At 37.7% G+C, this 17,768-nt stretch carries 14 protein-coding genes; 7 read left to right on the top strand and 7 right to left on the bottom strand.

The annotated features are described in order from the left end of the window. Nucleotides 1-681: 681 nt before the first annotated feature. Together A3Q33_RS16475 and A3Q33_RS16470 are read left to right on the top strand one after the other, a co-directional pair. Nucleotides 682-3,066: a putative bifunctional diguanylate cyclase/phosphodiesterase gene (locus A3Q33_RS16475; protein WP_081180891.1), complete on the top strand. Its 2,385-nt coding sequence runs from the start codon at nucleotides 682-684 to the stop codon at nucleotides 3,064-3,066. 107 nt (nucleotides 3,067-3,173) lie between these two features. After that, on the top strand, nucleotides 3,174-3,425 hold the full coding sequence (locus tag A3Q33_RS16470; protein WP_196797982.1) for a membrane dipeptidase: 252 nt from the start codon (nucleotides 3,174-3,176) through the stop codon (nucleotides 3,423-3,425). A gap of 144 nt (nucleotides 3,426-3,569) precedes the next feature. Here A3Q33_RS16470 and A3Q33_RS16465 read toward each other — a convergent pair whose 3' ends face one another. Next, entirely contained in the window at nucleotides 3,570-4,352 is a 783-nt protein-coding gene (locus tag A3Q33_RS16465; protein ID WP_231295713.1) for a ZIP family metal transporter, read from the bottom strand. Between the two features lie 746 nt (nucleotides 4,353-5,098). On the opposite strand from A3Q33_RS16465, the gene A3Q33_RS16460 reads away from it, so the two are divergent. Further along, nucleotides 5,099-5,572: an META domain-containing protein gene (locus tag A3Q33_RS16460; RefSeq protein WP_081180889.1), complete on the top strand. Its 474-nt coding sequence runs from the start codon at nucleotides 5,099-5,101 to the stop codon at nucleotides 5,570-5,572. Between the two features lie 291 nt (nucleotides 5,573-5,863). On the opposite strand, the gene A3Q33_RS16455 is transcribed toward A3Q33_RS16460, so the two are convergent. Together A3Q33_RS16455 and A3Q33_RS16450 are read right to left on the bottom strand one after the other, a co-directional pair. Continuing rightward, nucleotides 5,864-7,135: a mechanosensitive ion channel family protein gene (locus A3Q33_RS16455; RefSeq protein WP_081182710.1), complete on the bottom strand. Its 1,272-nt coding sequence runs from the start codon at nucleotides 7,133-7,135 to the stop codon at nucleotides 5,864-5,866. Nucleotides 7,136-7,660: 525 nt separating this feature from the next. After that, nucleotides 7,661-8,899 (bottom strand): malic enzyme-like NAD(P)-binding protein, encoded by a 1,239-nt coding sequence (locus A3Q33_RS16450; RefSeq protein WP_081180888.1) that lies wholly within the window; start codon nucleotides 8,897-8,899, stop codon nucleotides 7,661-7,663. A gap of 551 nt (nucleotides 8,900-9,450) precedes the next feature. On the opposite strand from A3Q33_RS16450, the gene A3Q33_RS16445 reads away from it, so the two are divergent. Further along, nucleotides 9,451-10,578: a pyridoxal-phosphate-dependent aminotransferase family protein gene (locus A3Q33_RS16445; protein WP_081180887.1), complete on the top strand. Its 1,128-nt coding sequence runs from the start codon at nucleotides 9,451-9,453 to the stop codon at nucleotides 10,576-10,578. A 527-nt stretch (nucleotides 10,579-11,105) separates the two neighbouring features. Here A3Q33_RS16445 and A3Q33_RS16440 read toward each other — a convergent pair. Both A3Q33_RS16440 and A3Q33_RS16435 read right to left on the bottom strand, forming a co-directional pair. Further along, the gene (locus A3Q33_RS16440; protein WP_081180886.1) at nucleotides 11,106-11,429 is read right to left on the bottom strand and encodes a ribonuclease E inhibitor RraB; all 324 of its coding nucleotides are present in this window, start codon (nucleotides 11,427-11,429) and stop codon (nucleotides 11,106-11,108) included. A 312-nt stretch (nucleotides 11,430-11,741) separates the two neighbouring features. Next, nucleotides 11,742-12,623, bottom strand: coding sequence for a LysR substrate-binding domain-containing protein (locus A3Q33_RS16435; protein ID WP_196797981.1), 882 nt, complete (start codon nucleotides 12,621-12,623; stop codon nucleotides 11,742-11,744). 140 nt (nucleotides 12,624-12,763) lie between these two features. Between A3Q33_RS16435 and A3Q33_RS16430 the strand changes: the two genes are divergently transcribed. From A3Q33_RS16430 to A3Q33_RS16420, 3 genes are all read left to right on the top strand, one after another. Beyond that, nucleotides 12,764-13,099, top strand: a complete 336-nt coding sequence (locus A3Q33_RS16430) for a hypothetical protein (RefSeq protein ID WP_081180884.1) — start codon at nucleotides 12,764-12,766, stop codon at nucleotides 13,097-13,099. A 1,836-nt stretch (nucleotides 13,100-14,935) separates the two neighbouring features. Further along, a complete protein-coding gene (locus A3Q33_RS16425) occupies nucleotides 14,936-15,172 on the top strand; it encodes a type II toxin-antitoxin system Phd/YefM family antitoxin (RefSeq protein WP_081180883.1) in 237 nt (78 codons plus the stop codon). Between the two features lie 9 nt (nucleotides 15,173-15,181). Beyond that, a complete protein-coding gene (locus A3Q33_RS16420) occupies nucleotides 15,182-15,514 on the top strand; it encodes a type II toxin-antitoxin system RelE/ParE family toxin (RefSeq protein WP_081180882.1) in 333 nt (110 codons plus the stop codon). Between the two features lie 76 nt (nucleotides 15,515-15,590). Here A3Q33_RS16420 and sucD read toward each other — a convergent pair whose 3' ends face one another. After that, nucleotides 15,591-16,463 (bottom strand): succinate--CoA ligase subunit alpha, encoded by an 873-nt coding sequence (gene sucD / locus A3Q33_RS16415; protein WP_081180881.1) that lies wholly within the window; start codon nucleotides 16,461-16,463, stop codon nucleotides 15,591-15,593. After that, nucleotides 16,463-17,629, bottom strand: coding sequence for an ADP-forming succinate--CoA ligase subunit beta (gene sucC, locus A3Q33_RS16410; protein ID WP_081180880.1), 1,167 nt, complete (start codon nucleotides 17,627-17,629; stop codon nucleotides 16,463-16,465). The genes sucD and sucC overlap by 1 nt, the downstream gene beginning before the upstream one ends. Nucleotides 17,630-17,768 lie beyond the last annotated feature (139 nt).

Below are 17,768 nucleotides of genomic sequence, written 5' to 3'. Positions count from 1 at the left end.
CTGTTCGAAGATTAGTTTTTGTTTACGGGTTGGACGACTAAGTTAAAGCTGATCTTAGTCGCCCTAAAATGGGCAAGGTGCGTACAGGTACCATCCGTGTAATAGATAGGTCATCAACTAAAGCAATGAACTGAATAAATGATAATGTAAGCATATATTAATCGTAACATAGACCACTATTTTTACCAATAATGGTTAATCCCAGGGTTATATTAAGTTAATTGCGGTGCAAGAGTTAAATTTCAAGTCAAAAGTAATAAATGTTTACATATCAAATAAAGCATAGCAATCAATTCTAATGTAATTGCTATAAAGCCTATTATTACACTTTAGCATTCAATCATAATTCTATTCATCAACGTTTACACCTATTTTTTTCAATAGTTAATTACCGTATTAGTGGCGATGAAGTGGTGGCGATGAAGAAGTGCCAATAAAGCGAATTGACTTTAAAGCGATTACATCGAGCATGAATAAATTCTACCATTAGTTTATAGTGTTACTAGCGGATTAAAATTACTTTACATTACCAATGTATTTATTTAAAACATTGATAATGGTAATTATGGACTGTAATTTATGCTTGCGTAAACTAGTGTAGATTATCGTAAAGTAAAATGAGTCTAGCGCTCAATATTTAGCCTTTGGCTGTCTTGTATTATTGCTCAATAAAGGATAACTATGCTGAACGCATCTGGAGTCAAAGACATAAATAGCACTAATCGAAATAGGTTTAAACTCACAGCGTCATTATTAGTACTACTCGGTGCGGTCGCTATCGGTTTTACATTGTCAATTATCCAAATACAGTCGGGTACTGCTGCTTATTTAGCTGCCTTGAGTAATTGGTCTCACGGGGTCAACGAATCGGTCAGACAAAGTGAAATTTATTTACGTTCTGGTGATCCCCATGCCTTAAAATCAGCGCGAGATAAATACCAACTCCCTCTGGGTCATATGCTAGGTCGTTTAATATTAGAGCGCGATGTTTTAGATTATGGCGCTGCCTATCGTGGATTTTTACAAGGTGGTAACCACCCTGATGATATCTCTCGGATGATATGGTTATTTCGCTTTTTTCACAATGCACCTTATTTTAAAGATGCTGTAAAAGCGTGGCAAAGCTCAGATCTTTGGATTGTACGATTAGGCGATACCATAGAAAAATTACCACACACCAGACAAAAATCCTTAATTGAAATGGAAGCACTACAATCTGAGCTAGATGAAATTACACATAAGCTCGCTCAGCCACAAACTGAATTTCAAATAAAAATGAGTTTGGCTAGTCGAGTTATGGCAATATTATTGTCGATCGTAAGCGTTATTTTCTTTCTACTCTTGGGCGGCATTGCAACCTTGCTGCTAAAAAAATTAACCTCCACTATTCGTATTTCTGAGTACAAATTTAGAAGCACCTTTGAAAATGCCGCTGTCGGTATCGCACAGCTAGATGCTGATGGCCGCATTAAAGATGCTAATAGTGCCTTGTGCGATATTCTTAATTATAACTTCACAGTACTTTCACAATTAAGGTATAACCAGCTAATTCATCCTGAAGATAGCAATATTTTTATAGAAGAGCGTGGGATTTTAGACAAAGGTTTAAGCGAAAGGGTTAGCTTTAAGCAGCGATTACATCGCATAGACAACAGCGTTATTTGGGTGCAAACCACGATGTCGCGTTTTGAGTGGGGAAACCCGAGAGAAATACGTTATATTTGTATTATTGAAGACGTATCTGAACAAGAGCGCCTCAGTGTAGAGTTAAGTTACCAAGCGCGTCATGATAACTTAACTGGCTTAATTAACCGCAGAGCTTTTGATGGCTACTTAAGCGAGTCATTACTAAAAGCAAGAAGTGAAAATTTTGTTCATTGCCTCTGTTTTATTGATTTAGACCAATTTAAGGTCATTAACGACACTCTTGGGCACTTTGCCGGCGATCAACTATTGCTACAAGTTACACAACTATTTAGCCGACAATTAAGAAAAAGTGACTTATTAGCCCGTTTAGGTGGTGACGAGTTTGGGTTAATTCTTGATTGCTGTGAGCCTGAGCAAGCGATTAAAACGGCGGAAAGTCTTCGTAAAAGCTTGAGTGAATTCCCATTTAGTTGGGATGGACGTGCCTTTAATATCGGCTGTAGTATTGGTATTACCCCTATTATGGCTTCAAGTACTGACGAAGCATCATTATTACAGGCCGCGGACTCGGCTTGTCACATGGCTAAAGAACAAGGTCGTAATCGTGTGATATTGACTTATCAAGGAGATAAAGAACTCGCCGCTCGTCGTGTACAAATGGAGTGGATTGAACGTATCCGCCGAGCTATTGAGACTGATAGTTTGTATCTAGACGCACAAAGAATAGTGTCACTGACATCAGATCAACATACACATATAGAAGTTTTAGTGCGTATGATAGGAGATAATAATGAAATTATCCCGCCAGGCGCATTTATACCTGCAGCTGAACGATTTAATCTGGTGCACATGTTAGACCGGTGGGTAATAGAGAAAGTCTGCTCACATTTACAACGTTATCCACTAGAGTTAAATGGCTTAGACGTTTGCCATATTAATATTTCAGGTAAAAGCTTTGATCAAGACGACTTTACTGACTTTACGTTAAAAACCATCGCACGCTATAATATTCCAGCCAATAAACTTTGTTTTGAAATAACCGAAACTGCAGCGGTTAGCAACTTAAACGTTGTGCGTAACTTTATGGAAAAGCTAAGAGAATTAGGTAGCAGCTTCGCATTAGACGATTTTGGTGCTGGGTTATCCTCCTTCGCTTATCTTAAGCAATTCCCGGTACAGTATCTGAAAATTGATGGCGCATTTGTCAGAAATATGGCCAACGATAAAACAGATAAAGCGATGGTTAGAGCCATTAGCGATATAGGTAAAACCTTAGGAAAAATTATAGTGGCTGAGTTTGTTGAAGACGAGCACGCCTTAAAATGTTTACAAGATATGGGCGTTGAATTTGCACAGGGTTATCATTTACATAAACCTGAGCGGCTTGATGGAGTTGTCAATAAACCGCGCACTAATTAAATACTTGGCATAGCTGACTTTTATTAACGTTATTATTTGAGAATGAATTAGCTTTTAGTAACGCTTGGTGGGCAAAACACCCTATTCCAGAGACATCTATTAATGCAGTGCTTGATCAATTTGATTATGCCATAAAACTTTTGGGCATTAACCATGTCGGTATTGGTTCAGATTTTGATGGTGTTTCAGGTGCATTACCAGAAGGTTTAAAATCGGTTGCAGATTATCCTAACTTAATAGCTGGACTAGAGAGTCGAGGGTATAGCGAAGAACAAATAAATAAACTCCTCGGCGGTAATTTGTTAAAGGTTTGGGCTGCTATCGAAGATGGAGCCTTTAACAATGAGTTTCAGCCTTAATATAAAATGAGCAAGGTGTAAAAATACGCTAATAAAACCATTACATCATTGCATCGTTGCATCGTTGCATCGTTAGCTAGTAAACATTACCCCAATTACCACAGTTTCAAATACTGCTCGTCAATTTATTCACTTATATAATATCTACCGAGTAAATATTTCACTCGCACTATAAGCGACTAAAAATCCAACGGCGGCAATCGGGCCAGTAATGTCATGCATATCTTCAAAGGCTTCTGGGATCATAGTTTGTATGATCATAACTAAAATTGCACCAGCAGCTAACGCCGTTGCAAATCCAATGTATTCATTACCCAACTCTCCCAAAAGAGTTAAACCAAGATAAGCCGATATGGCTAGCACAATAGTAATGGCAATCCAGAGGGTAAAAAAAAATGTTGCACTTTTACCGGCCTTTTTCATACCAGCAGAGCTTGATAAACCTTCTGGTATATTCGACATAAATACCGCAAAGACCGTGACCAAGGCAACACCACCGCCTTCTATCATGCTAACACCAATCGCAGCAGACTCTGGAATACCATCAATTAAAGCACCTAAAGCAATCGCGATACCAGCAGACTGGGCTACTCCATTTTTTTCAGGGTTATTACTTGCAGATTTTGGTATACCTTGTGAACGTTTACGATGCAGACCGCCATTATGTGCTACTAAATAGTTTGCCAGAGAATAGATCAAAACACCGCAAGCAAAACCACTAACCGAATATAACAAACCGCCTTGCTCTGTAGCCTTAGCCATTAATTCGAATGACAGTGCTGAAATAAGCACCCCTGCCCCAAATGCCATAATGCTTGAAATAACTTTATGAGGTAGGTTTACAAAATAGCCGACTATCGCTCCAATAATTAGAGCGAGGCCAGATACGCCGCCCCAAATAGCGGCTTCTAACGCTTGATTAATCATTTAAATAATTACTTCCTTGATTCAATAATACTGCTTCAACAATGCTGATTTAACTAATTAATGGCTCTTATTACATCAGTAAAAAACCAATAAAAACCAATAAAAACCAATAAAAACCAATAAAAACAAGTAACTTAGTATGGCTGTTTTTTGCCTGATAATATTGTTGATAATATTGTTGATAATACATCGTATTGCTTTATCAATCTATGTTGAAGCGCGGCGCCAACGTACAAAAAACCATGCTTTTTCTGCATTTAAATACCGTATTGGTTAAATTAATCAAAAATACATTAACACGCATTACCAACGTTCATTACCCTAGAATTGTTTATAATAATGTTCAAAGGGTATTGGCTTAAATAGAACGAGAATTCAACACGTAAATCATGTAAATAAGATCAACAAAGTGTTGAAGAATTCTCTGCATAAATACCTCATCATCTCAAAGAGACTATGCACTATCTTAAAAAAACTATGTACTATTTATTAACCGTTTTAGCGTATTCATTGTAATCGAAATTCACAGTTACAAGATGCTACTTTTATTTTATAGCCATCACTGATATCGGTTGATAAAATTAATGACATACTGACTATTATTTACGATTAGCCCTAGATCAAAAACCAAGTTAAATTAACTAGGTAAAAAACTAGGTGAAAAATCGAAGCATTAAAACTAAGTCATTGTATATTAAATTCTTTAACTACCAGGCTACGCATTATATTTTAGGAAATAAATCATCATGTTCAAAAAGTACTTAGGAAGTTTTTGTCTTGTTTCAGCACTAACGCTATCAGGTTGTGTATCAACAGAATTAGCAACAAACGAAACAAAAATCACCGCCCCACTCGCTGATCTCACCAACACCTATTGGAAGTTAGTGCAACTAGGCGGAACAAACGTTGAAATGACACCTGAACAACAAACTGAGCGTCATTTCACACTCCATAGCAATGATGGTCGTATAGCAGGATTTTCGGGCTGTAATCGCTTTTTTGGGCAATTTAATACAAAGGAGCTGACAATAGGAGCAGGCGATATTCAATTCAACGCTTTAGGTGCAACACAAATGGCTTGCCCTGATGTAAAAGTAAATGAGCAGACCGTGTTGAATGTATTTGCACTCACCACTGCTTATAAAATCACAGCAGAATCTCTAGTCTTGTTCAATCAAGATGGGCTTGAATTAGCAAGCTTTAAGGCCATCTATTTTTAAATCTCATGGAAAACCCTTGTATTTTACGGTTTATTTAATACAAAATTTTATATATACGTAAAAATTTTCGATTTCACAGGTAAAACCGTTACAAGTATTGTTGCTGCACACACGTAGCTAAAGCAGATAATATAGTAAATGTAGCAATTTCAAAGCGGATCAGTGTACAGATATTATTTGTGCACATTAGTGGTAAAACACTCGAGTAATCAGAATGGTATTTGACACTAAGCCGGAAAAATATGACTTAGTGTCTACAATTTAAAATATTAACTTCAACAATACATCACGCTAGTGTTTAGCCAGTAATCTAATGTCATTACCCGTAGGCGACTCATGTACTCTGAGCGAAAATGCCGGTAATACCGCAATAATGTGATCGAAAATGTCCGACTGTATATCCTCGTAAACCGCCCAACTAGTGGTATTGGTAAAAGCATAAATTTGAATTGGCAAGCCATTACTTGTCGGCTCTAACTGTCTAACTATCAAGGTCATTCCCTGATGAATATTAGGGTGGTTTTTCAAAAACGATACAAGATATTTTCTAAAGGTGCCAACATTGGTCATTCGTCGGCCATTTTGCAAAACGGTCATATCGGCATTTTTATCTGAATTTTCTTTTTCTATTGCTGTTACCGTACTCGCTATATATTCACTTAATAATTGCGCCTTTTTAAGTTCAATTAATTGTGTTTTATCCAAAAAGCATACACTGCTCATTTCCAAATGAATGCTACGTTTAATTCTTCTGCCGCCAGATTCAGACATGCCGCGCCAGTTTTTAAAAGAGTCAGAAATAAGTGCATAGGTTGGAATAGTTGTAATGGTTTTATCCCAATTCCTTACTTTTACTGTTGTTAACGCAATATCGACCACATCTCCGTCTGCACCATATTTTGGCATTTCAAGCCAGTCGCCTACTGCAAGCATGTTGTTTGCAGATAGCTGTATTCCGGCAACTAACCCTAATATGGGATCTTTAAATACCAACAACAACACCGCGGACAAAGCGCCTAAACCACTTAATAAAATAAGTGGTGATTTGTCCATAAGTAATGACACCGCTAAAATAGTCGTTAAAATACTGGCAATAAGCTTAACCGTTTGTAAAAGGCCTCTTAGCGGAAAATGTGCTGGGGTTGGACGTCTGTCAGAAAGCGATTGAAGAATGTCTAAAAAAGTAAACAACGATAACAGTAAGAATATGATAATCCACTGGTCAGTGATTACTTCAACAAAATGTAAAAAGGCTACACCTTCCGCAAGCCATAATTTAGCTTGTATAACAACAACAGCACCCTGAAGTGCAAACGAAAGTCGTGTTGCTAAGCGTTGAATTAACTCGAGAGTGACATTTTTAACCTGCTTTTCATTCATAATCTCAAACTTGCCTTTGAGAAAATGTTTGGCTGTGCCCCTAATAATATAATGTAATGCAACGGTAAATGCTGCTATCCATAAAACCACTAAAATGTCATACCAAAAAAAGACATTACCTGGCATGTTTTTTTCAAACCAGCCTAATAAGAATTCTCTCAATTGTGCCCTTGTTTCAGTCATTTTAATGTTGCCCTTAATCATTTTTTGGAAGGTTTGATGAATAAAAATTACTTTCAGAAGTCTGTATCACTATATTTAGTTAAAACATTGTATACAAAATTTGTTGTGTTATTGGTTAAAAAATTAAAGTTTTGTCAGACATGATTAACTTAGCACTACCTGTCATTAATCCATTTCACAAAAATATTACTTTCTCTCGTTATATGATCAAGATAATGAAATAATAATATTTTGACTACATAATTTAAGCTTATAATTTTACACTAATCGCAAATAAATTTCATATGGTTAGCCAACAATAGTACAAAGTTCAGCGTCTAACTCATCAGGTTCACTTACAGGCATTTTATAAAAGAATTTTGCATACTTTGGTCATATAATCGACTTTAACTTGGTCACGACCAGAAGGGAGATTGTTACCGGGCATTGGAATAATTTTCAGATAGCTTAAAATTACTGAGTCTGTAACAGAAAATTAATATGTTACAGACTCACATTACGCATACTTAAACGAAATCAAATATATTAAAGATAGCATTCAGGCATTGGGATTTGTGCAACACCAGATTCTACAGCGGCTACGGCGACCGCTTTTGCTACATTGTGACAAAGTCTTGGGTCCATCGGACGAGGAATAATATAGTGTTTGCCAAAACTTAATGACTTTTCGCCACTCGCTTTTAACACGCTTTCAGGTACTTCAGCTTTTGCTAACGTACGTATGGCATGCACAGCGGCTATTTTCATTTCGTTATTTATTTTTCTTGCTCTAACGTCCAAAGCACCTCGAAAAATAAATGGAAAACACAGCACATTATTCACTTGGTTAGGATAATCAGAACGACCTGTGGCCATAATTAAATCATCTCTTACTGAATGGGCCAATTCAGGTTTTATTTCAGGATCCGGATTTGAACAAGCAAAAACAATAGGATTTGGCGCCATTGTTAATAATTGCTCTTTAGATAATAAATTTGGTCCCGACACACCAACAAACACATCAGCTTCAGCAATAGCATCATCAAGCGTACGTTTATCGGTATTATTAGCAAATAGCATTTTATATTCGTTAAGATCGCTACGGCGAGTGTGCACTACGCCCTTAGTGTCCAACATATATATTTTTTCACGTTTAGCACCACATTGAATAAGCAATTCCATACAAGCAATTGCCGCAGCACCAGCGCCTAAACAAACAATCACCGCATGTTCAATGTCTTTACCTTGAATTTCTAAAGCATTGATCATAGCAGCACAAGTGACGATGGCCGTACCATGCTGGTCATCATGAAAAATAGGAATTTTACAGCGTTCTTGCAGTGCCTTCTCAATAATAAAACAGTCTGGCGCTTTTATATCTTCAAGGTTAATACCACCAAATGTGTCAGCAATACTGGCAACCGTATTAATGAATTCTTCTGGGGTTTTATGATTAACTTCTATATCAAATGAATCAATATTGGCAAATCTTTTAAACAGTAGCGCTTTACCTTCCATCACAGGCTTCGACGCCATGGGGCCCAAGTTACCTAAGCCTAAAACAGCACTACCATTTGATATCACAGCAACAGTATTACCCTTACCTGTGTATTTATAAACATCGTCAGGATTTTCAGCTATCGCACGACATGGTTCAGCAACACCAGGGCTATAAGCTAAGGACAAATCTTCACTTGTTTCCGCAGCAGTAGTTATTTGAACGGCTATTTTACCGGGGGTTGGTTTGGCATGATAATCTAATGCACGTTGTTTAAAATCGCTCATAATTGACCTTTAATTAAATGTAAAAATATAAATATGTTATTCAATAGCATCACTCTCTCAGTAAACAAGCAGGTAAGAATTTCGAGGTAACTATTGCGCTGATTTGTCCCGAAAATAAAAATATCGTGACGTAATGTTCTGTATTAGTGTCAACGAGGTAATTACAAATAATGTCATTTTTATTTAAACAACATTATCAGGTATTTTTGTCGTTATTTTAATTTTTCGTCTCTGCAGAATATTGTAATGTCTGATGAGAATTTATCGATTTCGGTAATTTTTACTATCAAAAATTTTAATAAAAATTACCGTGCTGTAGCTCAAATTTTTAAACTATGCTTTAAATGACTAAAGTAGTCATGAGAATAAATTTTAGCTAAGGTTTTAATAAAATCACAAATCCTGACAGGTATGTCAACTTTTATTTTTGGCAAATTTATTTTTTTAAACTAGAAATAATTTAACGACCATCTAGAAACTTGACACTAGTGACAGGCTTTGATATCAAAGTATTAATCAAATATTACTTACATCAAATAAAGGCACTCAAAATGAACTTTCAATCATTTCACCCACCGCGCAGAATTTTAATGGGCCCTGGCCCTTCAGACATCAGTCCAGAAGTTTTAGCTTCATTATCAAGACCTGCAATTGGTCATTTAGACCCTTTGTTTGTTGGTATGATGGACGAATTAAAAGCCTTACTACAATATGCTTTTCAAACTAAAAATGAGTTTACAATTGCGCTGTCAGCGCCCGGCTCTGCTGGTATGGAAGCTTGTTTTGTTAACTTAGTAGAAGAAGGCGATAAAGTTATTGTTTGTCGTAATGGCGTATTTGGTGACCGTATGATCCAAAACGTTAACCGTATTGGCGCAGAGGCCGTTATAGTTGACTCTCCTTGGGGTCGAGCAGTTGAAGTAGACAAAGTAGAAGCCGCTTTAAAAGCTAATCCAGATGCAAAATTTTTAGCCTTTGTTCACGCTGAAACTTCTACAGGTGCCTTATCAGATGCAGCAGCCTTATGTGCTCTAGCACAGCAACACGACTGTTTATCTATTGTTGACGCTGTTACATCACTAGGCGGAGTTGAGCTTAAAGTTGATGACTGGGGCATAGATGCTATTTATTCTGGTTCACAAAAATGTTTATCATGTGTACCGGGCTTATCACCTATTTCGTTCAGTGAAAAAGCGGTAAATGTTATTAAAAACCGTAAAACACAAATACAAAGTTGGTTTTTAGATCAATCACTTGTGATGAGTTATTGGTCTGGAGCAGGCAAGCGTAGCTATCATCATACAGCGCCTGTTAACTCACTATACGGCTTGCACGAATCGTTAATACAATTACAAAACGAAGGTTTAGAAAACCGTTGGGCACGTCATCAAAAACAACACGAAACTTTAGCGAAAGGCTTAGATAAGCTAGGTATCAAGTTCATTGTACCTAAAGAAGAGCGCTTACCTCAGTTAAACGCTATCTACATCCCTGAAGGAATAGATGACGCAAAAGTAAGAAGCTATCTATTGAATGAGTACAACCTAGAAATAGGGGGTGGATTAGGTGATTTTGCCGGTAAAGCATGGCGCATTGGTTTGATGGGTTATACTGCTAGAAGCGAAAATGTAGCCTTATGTTTAACCACACTTGAAGACGCTTTAGCTCAACAAAAGTAGAAAATGTTAAATAAAAATTTTTCACAATGTGGAATTTAAAAGAGAGCTTAGATAGCCCATAAAATTGATGTTCTGATGTTAGAGCAAGAATTCAAAGCACGAGTTACTCAATTAGGAAAGCATTAGGAAAGCAATTAAGCCAGCCTAACCAAGATAAAGATGGCTTGGTTAGGCTGGCTTATTAACAAGTTCATTCGTATGTGAGACTAACGTTAATAAAAGCCATTAAGGTTGAAAATACGGTTGTCTTAATAATCAGGTCTGGTTGTTAGTGATGGCATAGACTACGTAAAATATATCGTCATTTATCCTACAGAGCTAAAGCTGTACCGATATAGAGGGTAATAAATAGAGTTTATTAAGCCTTTTCATCAACAATGTTAGTATGTAGACCGTTCAAAAATGAAAAAGCCTAAATTACATCAATAATTTAGGCTTTTTTTTATCTTTTATTTCTTCAAAATAATTTCATATAGTGAAATTTTTAAAGGTTTAGAAAGTATTCAGAAAAATCAAAGATTAGCAACTTAGGCTTCAACTCCCCAACCATCCGTATAACCTTTAAACTGCGATACTATTTGTTCAAACTGAACTTCTTGAGCAATAATTGCATCATAAAGCGGGATCATCTTGATTGAACAATCTAAATGCCATACTTTTGGATTTTCATCGATGTGAACATCACAACTAATATCAGCTGCTATTTCAGTAAGATGAGCTGCCATAGCCTCTGCATGTTCTTGTGAATCAAATAGGTGGAAAAAAACGATAGTATGCATCACAGTTAAATCGATACCTGCTTTTTGCATTTCAAACAAGACTTTACCTGTGTCATCTTTTGGGAAGTTCATATTACTCATCATGGCTATAAAATTAATGGCGGTATTATAAACGGCAATGTTTTAAATGAATAGAAAACAAAAGGGGTAATCAAGCTAATTTTAAATCAAGTGTAGCTGACTCTATTGATTTAGAGAAGGTTAGGCGTTTAACTCTCTTTGGGTGCTGTCGGCACCCCGACGCCAAACCAAAAAACAAGCTTCAAGCCATTAATTTAGAGTGAGTGGCAGCTAATTCATTGGTAAAAGCTTAATGTGCATCTGACCCCACTTAATTATTGAATTAGTGGCACGATGAAGATATAGAGCGTTTATTTTCTATACTTATGAAGTAAATAACGTCTTAGCCCATTGTTCGAAGCGTTGGACTTTTGGCCAATTAAAGTGATGCTCTGGAGCAACTAAAAATAACGCACGTGAACTCGCATAAGCATAATCAAAAATATTCACCAACTGTCCCATTTTAATATTGTGATTAACCAAAGCACGACTGACAAACGCAATTCCCTGACCGGCAAGTACATTTTGAATAATCGGCAAGGCATCTGTTGTACGTATTCGGCTGCGTAACTCAGCTTTGTTAAACTTAAATTTCTGACAGCAATCATTAATCGCTTCTTGAATATCACTACTAGTGTCTTCTAATAAGGGTAATGATAATATTTCAGCAGGATTTTTACTGTCAACACCTGATAATAATGGGCTAGCAACTAAAATTATCTCATCATCAGTGAGTTTACGGCTCATAAGTCCAAGGTAGTCGCCGAATCCACGCCGAATGGCGACATCTATGCCATTTTGCATAAATACTTCTAAATTATTATTTGGTGCAAATTGCACACATATTTCGCTATTATCCTGTTGAAAACTATTAATATTTGGCAACAACAATAGTGAAGTAACCGAATGTAAGGCGCTCACTTTTAGCTCACCGGTATTAGGCTCGCCAGAAACCGCACTTACGCCTGACTTTATTTGTTCAAACGCATTTTCAATAAATGGAAACAATCTCATGCCTGTCGAATTTAATCGTGTTTGATTATTTTCACGGACAAACAAAGCGAAGCCAAAATGATTTTCTAGAATTCTGATTTGCTGACTCACTGCTGCTTGAGTGACAAATAATTCTTTAGCTGCGGCCTTAAAGCTCTTGTGCTGAGCCGCAGATAAGAAGACTTGTAATGATTTCAATGGTGGCATTCGCATAATATTTTCCTGTATGTCTCTAATATAGATTGAAATAAACATTAGAAATACTTAAGTGCAATTAAGTTTATATCGTTTGTAGCTTGTGAATACAAGGAGTAATTTTATACCTGTCATTCACTACCTATATCGAGAATATTATGAAATTAATTATTTTAAAAACACTAATTATCGTTTCAACACTATCTACACCTGTGACTACCAACGCTAAAAGTTCAAAGACGCCACATTATGAGCAATTAGCGTCAACCATGGGATATCCCTACAAGCTACTTATTAATCGTACCGATACAGTTAAGATTATCTACAGTGAAAGTAATGATAATATTTATTGTAAAGTTATCATTAGCTGGAATGGACAAGAGGTGCAAACATCCTCGGCACAAACCACTAAAGAAAAGTTTAACGACAAACCACTAGCGAATTGCTTAACGCGCAAAGATGCAAAATTAATACTGGCACGAACTTTTGATTAATCAAATAACAACTGTAACTTTGGGAGCAATGAGCTGAAGACTAGATCCGCTTCTCCCACTAAGTGACATCTCAATTACCAAGTCATTAATTGAGGCTGAGTAATTTTCTAATACTTTGGTAAAAGCTTAATGTGTACCTGACCCCATTGGTTACTGCTTGGCGTCGCAGTGGCGACTACTTCACTTTTTGGGTGTCGTCAGCACCCCGACGCCAAACAAATAAACAAATTACAAACGGCTAATTTAGAGCGAGTATAATTTTAATAGTTTTTTAAAACTTAACTGCTTGGAGTTTGTTTATCTGCTTGGCGTCGCAGTGGCGACAACACCCAGAGGGGCGTTGCACGCCAAACGCCCCTCTGGACTCCCCATGGCGCCCGACACAGCAGAACACTCCAACTAAATTTAGGTTCAATATTTATTCCTGCCGAAAATCGTCCCTTCACACGGCAGTCTACGCCATCGACGTGCATGGACGCACTAATGCCGTGAAGGCAAGGATGCCTAAGAGCGGCCATGGCTCCGATAAACATCGCACTTATCTAAATTAAGCTTCCGTTGCTGTGATGGGATCGGCAGTTTGTTAGTTCTAAGGTGTGACTTTCTACAAATTAACTTCTTGGAATATTAAAAGATAAGCACAACAGTAAAATCAACCACCAAGTCTGCTTCATTAAACGCCGGAATGATGATCAATATTCACGTATCACTGGCATGGATGCCAGTGAAAGCGCTGTAGTACATGGATGTACGTTCAGCGCTGGTACGTCGAGAATATTGAGCATCATGGAGGAAACACGTTTAATGCAGCATCGCCGAGGGAGTCCAAAGCCAAAGAGGTATGAGCGGTGCTAGCCTCCCTTCTCCCTTTGGGTGTAGTCGGCACCCCGACGCCAAACAGGTAAATAAACTCCAAGCCGTTAATTTAGAGTGAGTGTCCTTCTAATATCTAAACAAGCGCCAAACCGTCAATTTAGAATGAGTGCCCATTAATTGACTGGTGAAAGCTTAATGTGTACCTGACCCGACTTATTACTAATTTAAATTCAATTTTCGTTGCTGTGATGGGATCGAGAGTTTGCTGAACTTGTATTGCCCTATAAAAAATCAGGCTCTTAACTAAAGATAAACACCAAACGTGAATCAAACTCTAAGTCTGCATCATTAAACGCCGGAATGATGACCAATATTCACGTATCACTGGCATGGATGCCTGTGAAAGCGCTGTAGTACATGGATGTACGTTCAGCGGTGATACGTCGAAAAATATTGGGCATCATGGAGGAAACACGTTTAATGCAGCAGCGCCGGGTGAGTCCAGAGAGCTTCACTTAAACATAGCGCGTTTAACCCTCTTTGGGTGTAGTCGGCACCCGACGCCAAACCAATAAACAAGCTCCAAACAGTTAATTTAGAATGAGTATCTGTCTAATAATTTTGAAATATTTAGGTAAAAGCTTAATGTGTACCTGACCCCACTTATTATGTACCTGACCCCACTTTTTAAAAAATGAGAATAAACATAGGCAATACCAAGCTAACAGCTTGAAGAGTGACACAATACTATCGCTACATTTTATTGGACTTCGCGTTGTTGCTGACAGGTATGCAAAGCTAACGATAAAGACGTTTTTAAAAGCGGTCAGGCAGCTCCACTTATTTGGTGGAGCTTATATCATTGAGAGACTCTGATATTTTGTGGGGATCGCTCAGTACCTGACCCCACTTATTAATAATTATTCAATTGACACCACAATAAAACAAGACTAAATTAAGACTACTAGCATGAATTAAGTCTTGACGGACTGTGCTAGTTGACAAAACGGAGAGTAAACTATGAACATAAAACCAATAAGCTACATGAAAGCAAATGCTGCCAGGCTACATGCTGAGCTTGAATTTGAACCAATGTACGTTACACAAAATGGGAATGAATCTCTTGTTGTACAAACAGCGGAATCTTATCAAGCTCAACAAGAAAAACTTGCATTTATGGAGCTAATGATAAGCCGTGAAATAAATATATCTAAAGATAAGGTTAGCGATTTAGATGAGTTTCTTTCATCCATTTAGACAAATAAAATGAAATTTTTAATTGAAGAAAATGCAAAAATAGATATTAAATTGGCCATTAGTTGGTTGGCTAAAAAAATACCCGCTGATGAAGCAAAAACTCAGATATTAGCAATAATTTATGATGTGAAAAATCAGCTAATCGTTCACCCCAATTCAGGAACAAAGTGCCAATTTAATTTTGAAAACAAATATCGTGAAATTATAAAAAATAACTATCGCACTATATACAAATTGGATCAATTAAAAAAAGAAATCACAATAATTCTGTTTTGTCATACACGTATGAACTTTCAATCATTATTGTCACAAAGTAATATTTACAATAGAAGTATCATGTGAAGCAAACAAAAAAACCCGCACTCTCTATTCGAGAACGCGGGTTTTTATTAAGAATAACAAGCTGTAAGCGAATCGCTTACCAACCCGTTTTCTCTTTAAGTGCTTTACCGATATCCGCTAAAGAACGAACAGTTTTAACACCGGCCGCTTCTAATGCTGCGAATTTCTCATCAGCTGTACCTTTACCACCAGCGATAATCGCGCCAGCGTGACCCATACGCTTACCTTCTGGTGCAGTAACACCAGCAATGTAAGATACAACAGGCTTAGTAACGTGTGCTTTGATGTATTCTGCAGCTTCTTCTTCAGCTGTTCCGCCAATTTCACCAATCATTACGATTGCTTCAGTTTGTGGATCGTTTTGGAACATTTCCAATACGTCGATGAAGTTAGTACCTGGGATAGGATCACCACCAATACCTACACAAGTAGATTGGCCAAAACCAGCATCTGTAGTTTGTTTAACGGCTTCGTACGTAAGCGTACCAGAACGTGAAACAATACCTACTTTACCAGGCTTGTGAATGTGACCAGGCATGATACCAATCTTAGTTTCGCCAGGTGTAATAACACCTGGACAGTTAGGACCGATCATACGAACGCCAGATTGATCAAGCTTAGCTTTAACGTCAACCATATCTAAAGTTGGAATACCTTCAGTGATAGTAACGATAAGCTCGATGCCTGCATCAATAGCTTCTAAAATTGCATCTTTACAAAACGGAGCTGGTACGTAGATAACTGTTGCTGTTGCGCCAGTTGCTAATACTGCTTCACGTACTGTATTAAATACTGGAAGGCCTAAATGCGTTTGACCGCCTTTACCTGGGCTTACGCCACCAACCATTTGTGTACCGTACTCAAGCGCTTGTTCTGAATGGAATGTACCTTGACCACCAGTGAAACCTTGACAGATTACTTTAGTATCTTTGTTAATTAAGACAGACATTATTTGCCCTCCGCAGCTGCTACAACTTTAGTTGCTGCATCAGTTAATGACTCAGCAGCAATGATGTCTAAGCCAGATTTTTTAAGTACTTCACGACCTTCTTCAGCATTTGTACCTTCTAAACGTACAACTACAGGCACTTGAACGCCTACATCTTTAACTGCAGCGATAATACCTTCAGCGATCATGTCACAACGTACAATGCCACCAAAGATGTTAACTAAAACAGCTTTAACGTTATCGTCAGAAAGAATGATTTTGAATGCTTCAGAAACACGCTCTTTAGTCGCCCCGCCGCCAACATCTAGGAAGTTAGCTGGCTTGCCGCCGTGTAAGTTAACGATATCCATTGTGCCCATTGCTAGGCCTGCACCGTTAACCATACAACCAACGTTGCCGTCTAAAGCTACGTAGTTTAATTCAAAACGTGCTGCATGTGCTTCACGCTCATCTTCTTGAGATGGATCGTGGAATGCGCGCATTTTAGGTTGACGGTATAAAGCATTACCATCGATACCAATTTTGCCGTCTAGACAGTGAAGATTACCTTCGTCAGTGATAACTAACGGGTTGATTTCTAATAAAGCGAAATCGAAATCTTCAAACATTTGTGCAAGACCTAAAAAGATCTTAACAAATTGCTTCATTTGCGTTGGGTTTAAACCTAACTTGAAGCCTAATTCACGAGCTTGGTATGGTTGAGCGCCAACTAGTGGATCAATTTCAGCTTGGTGAATTAACTCAGGAGTCTCTTCAGCAATCTTCTCAATGTCAACACCGCCTTCAGTAGAGGCCATGAATACTACTCTACGACTTGCACGGTCTACAACAGCACCAAGATACAATTCGTTAGCAATATCTGTACAGCTTTCTACTAAGATTTTAGCTACTGGCTGACCATGTTCGTCAGTTTGGTAAGTAACTAGGTTTTTACCTAACCAGTTTTGCGCGAAATCTTTGATTTCTTGCTTGCTTTTAACTAGCTTAACACCGCCAGCTTTACCACGGCCGCCCGCGTGTACTTGAGTTTTAACAACCCACATATTGCCGCCGATTTTATCAGCTGCTTCTGCCGCTTCCTGAGGTGTATCGCAAGCGAAACCTTCAGAAACTGGTAAACCATATTCAGCGAATAATTGTTTCGCTTGATATTCATGCAAATTCATGGTGTTTTATCCATTTATCTGTAGATGAAAATGGTAATAATAAAAAGTTATTACCATCGAAAAGAGTCGACCGATTATAGTACAAAAGCTCTAAAGAGCATAGTCCTTAGAGCCTAATACTATAGTCTAAATCAAACCA

Origin of the sequence: Colwellia sp. PAMC 21821, assembly GCF_002077175.1 — a bacterium.
Taxonomy (GTDB): domain Bacteria; phylum Pseudomonadota; class Gammaproteobacteria; order Enterobacterales; family Alteromonadaceae; genus Cognaticolwellia.
The sequence above is the reverse complement of the archived record's forward strand: the minus strand, read 5'-3'. Positions and strand labels throughout refer to the sequence as shown.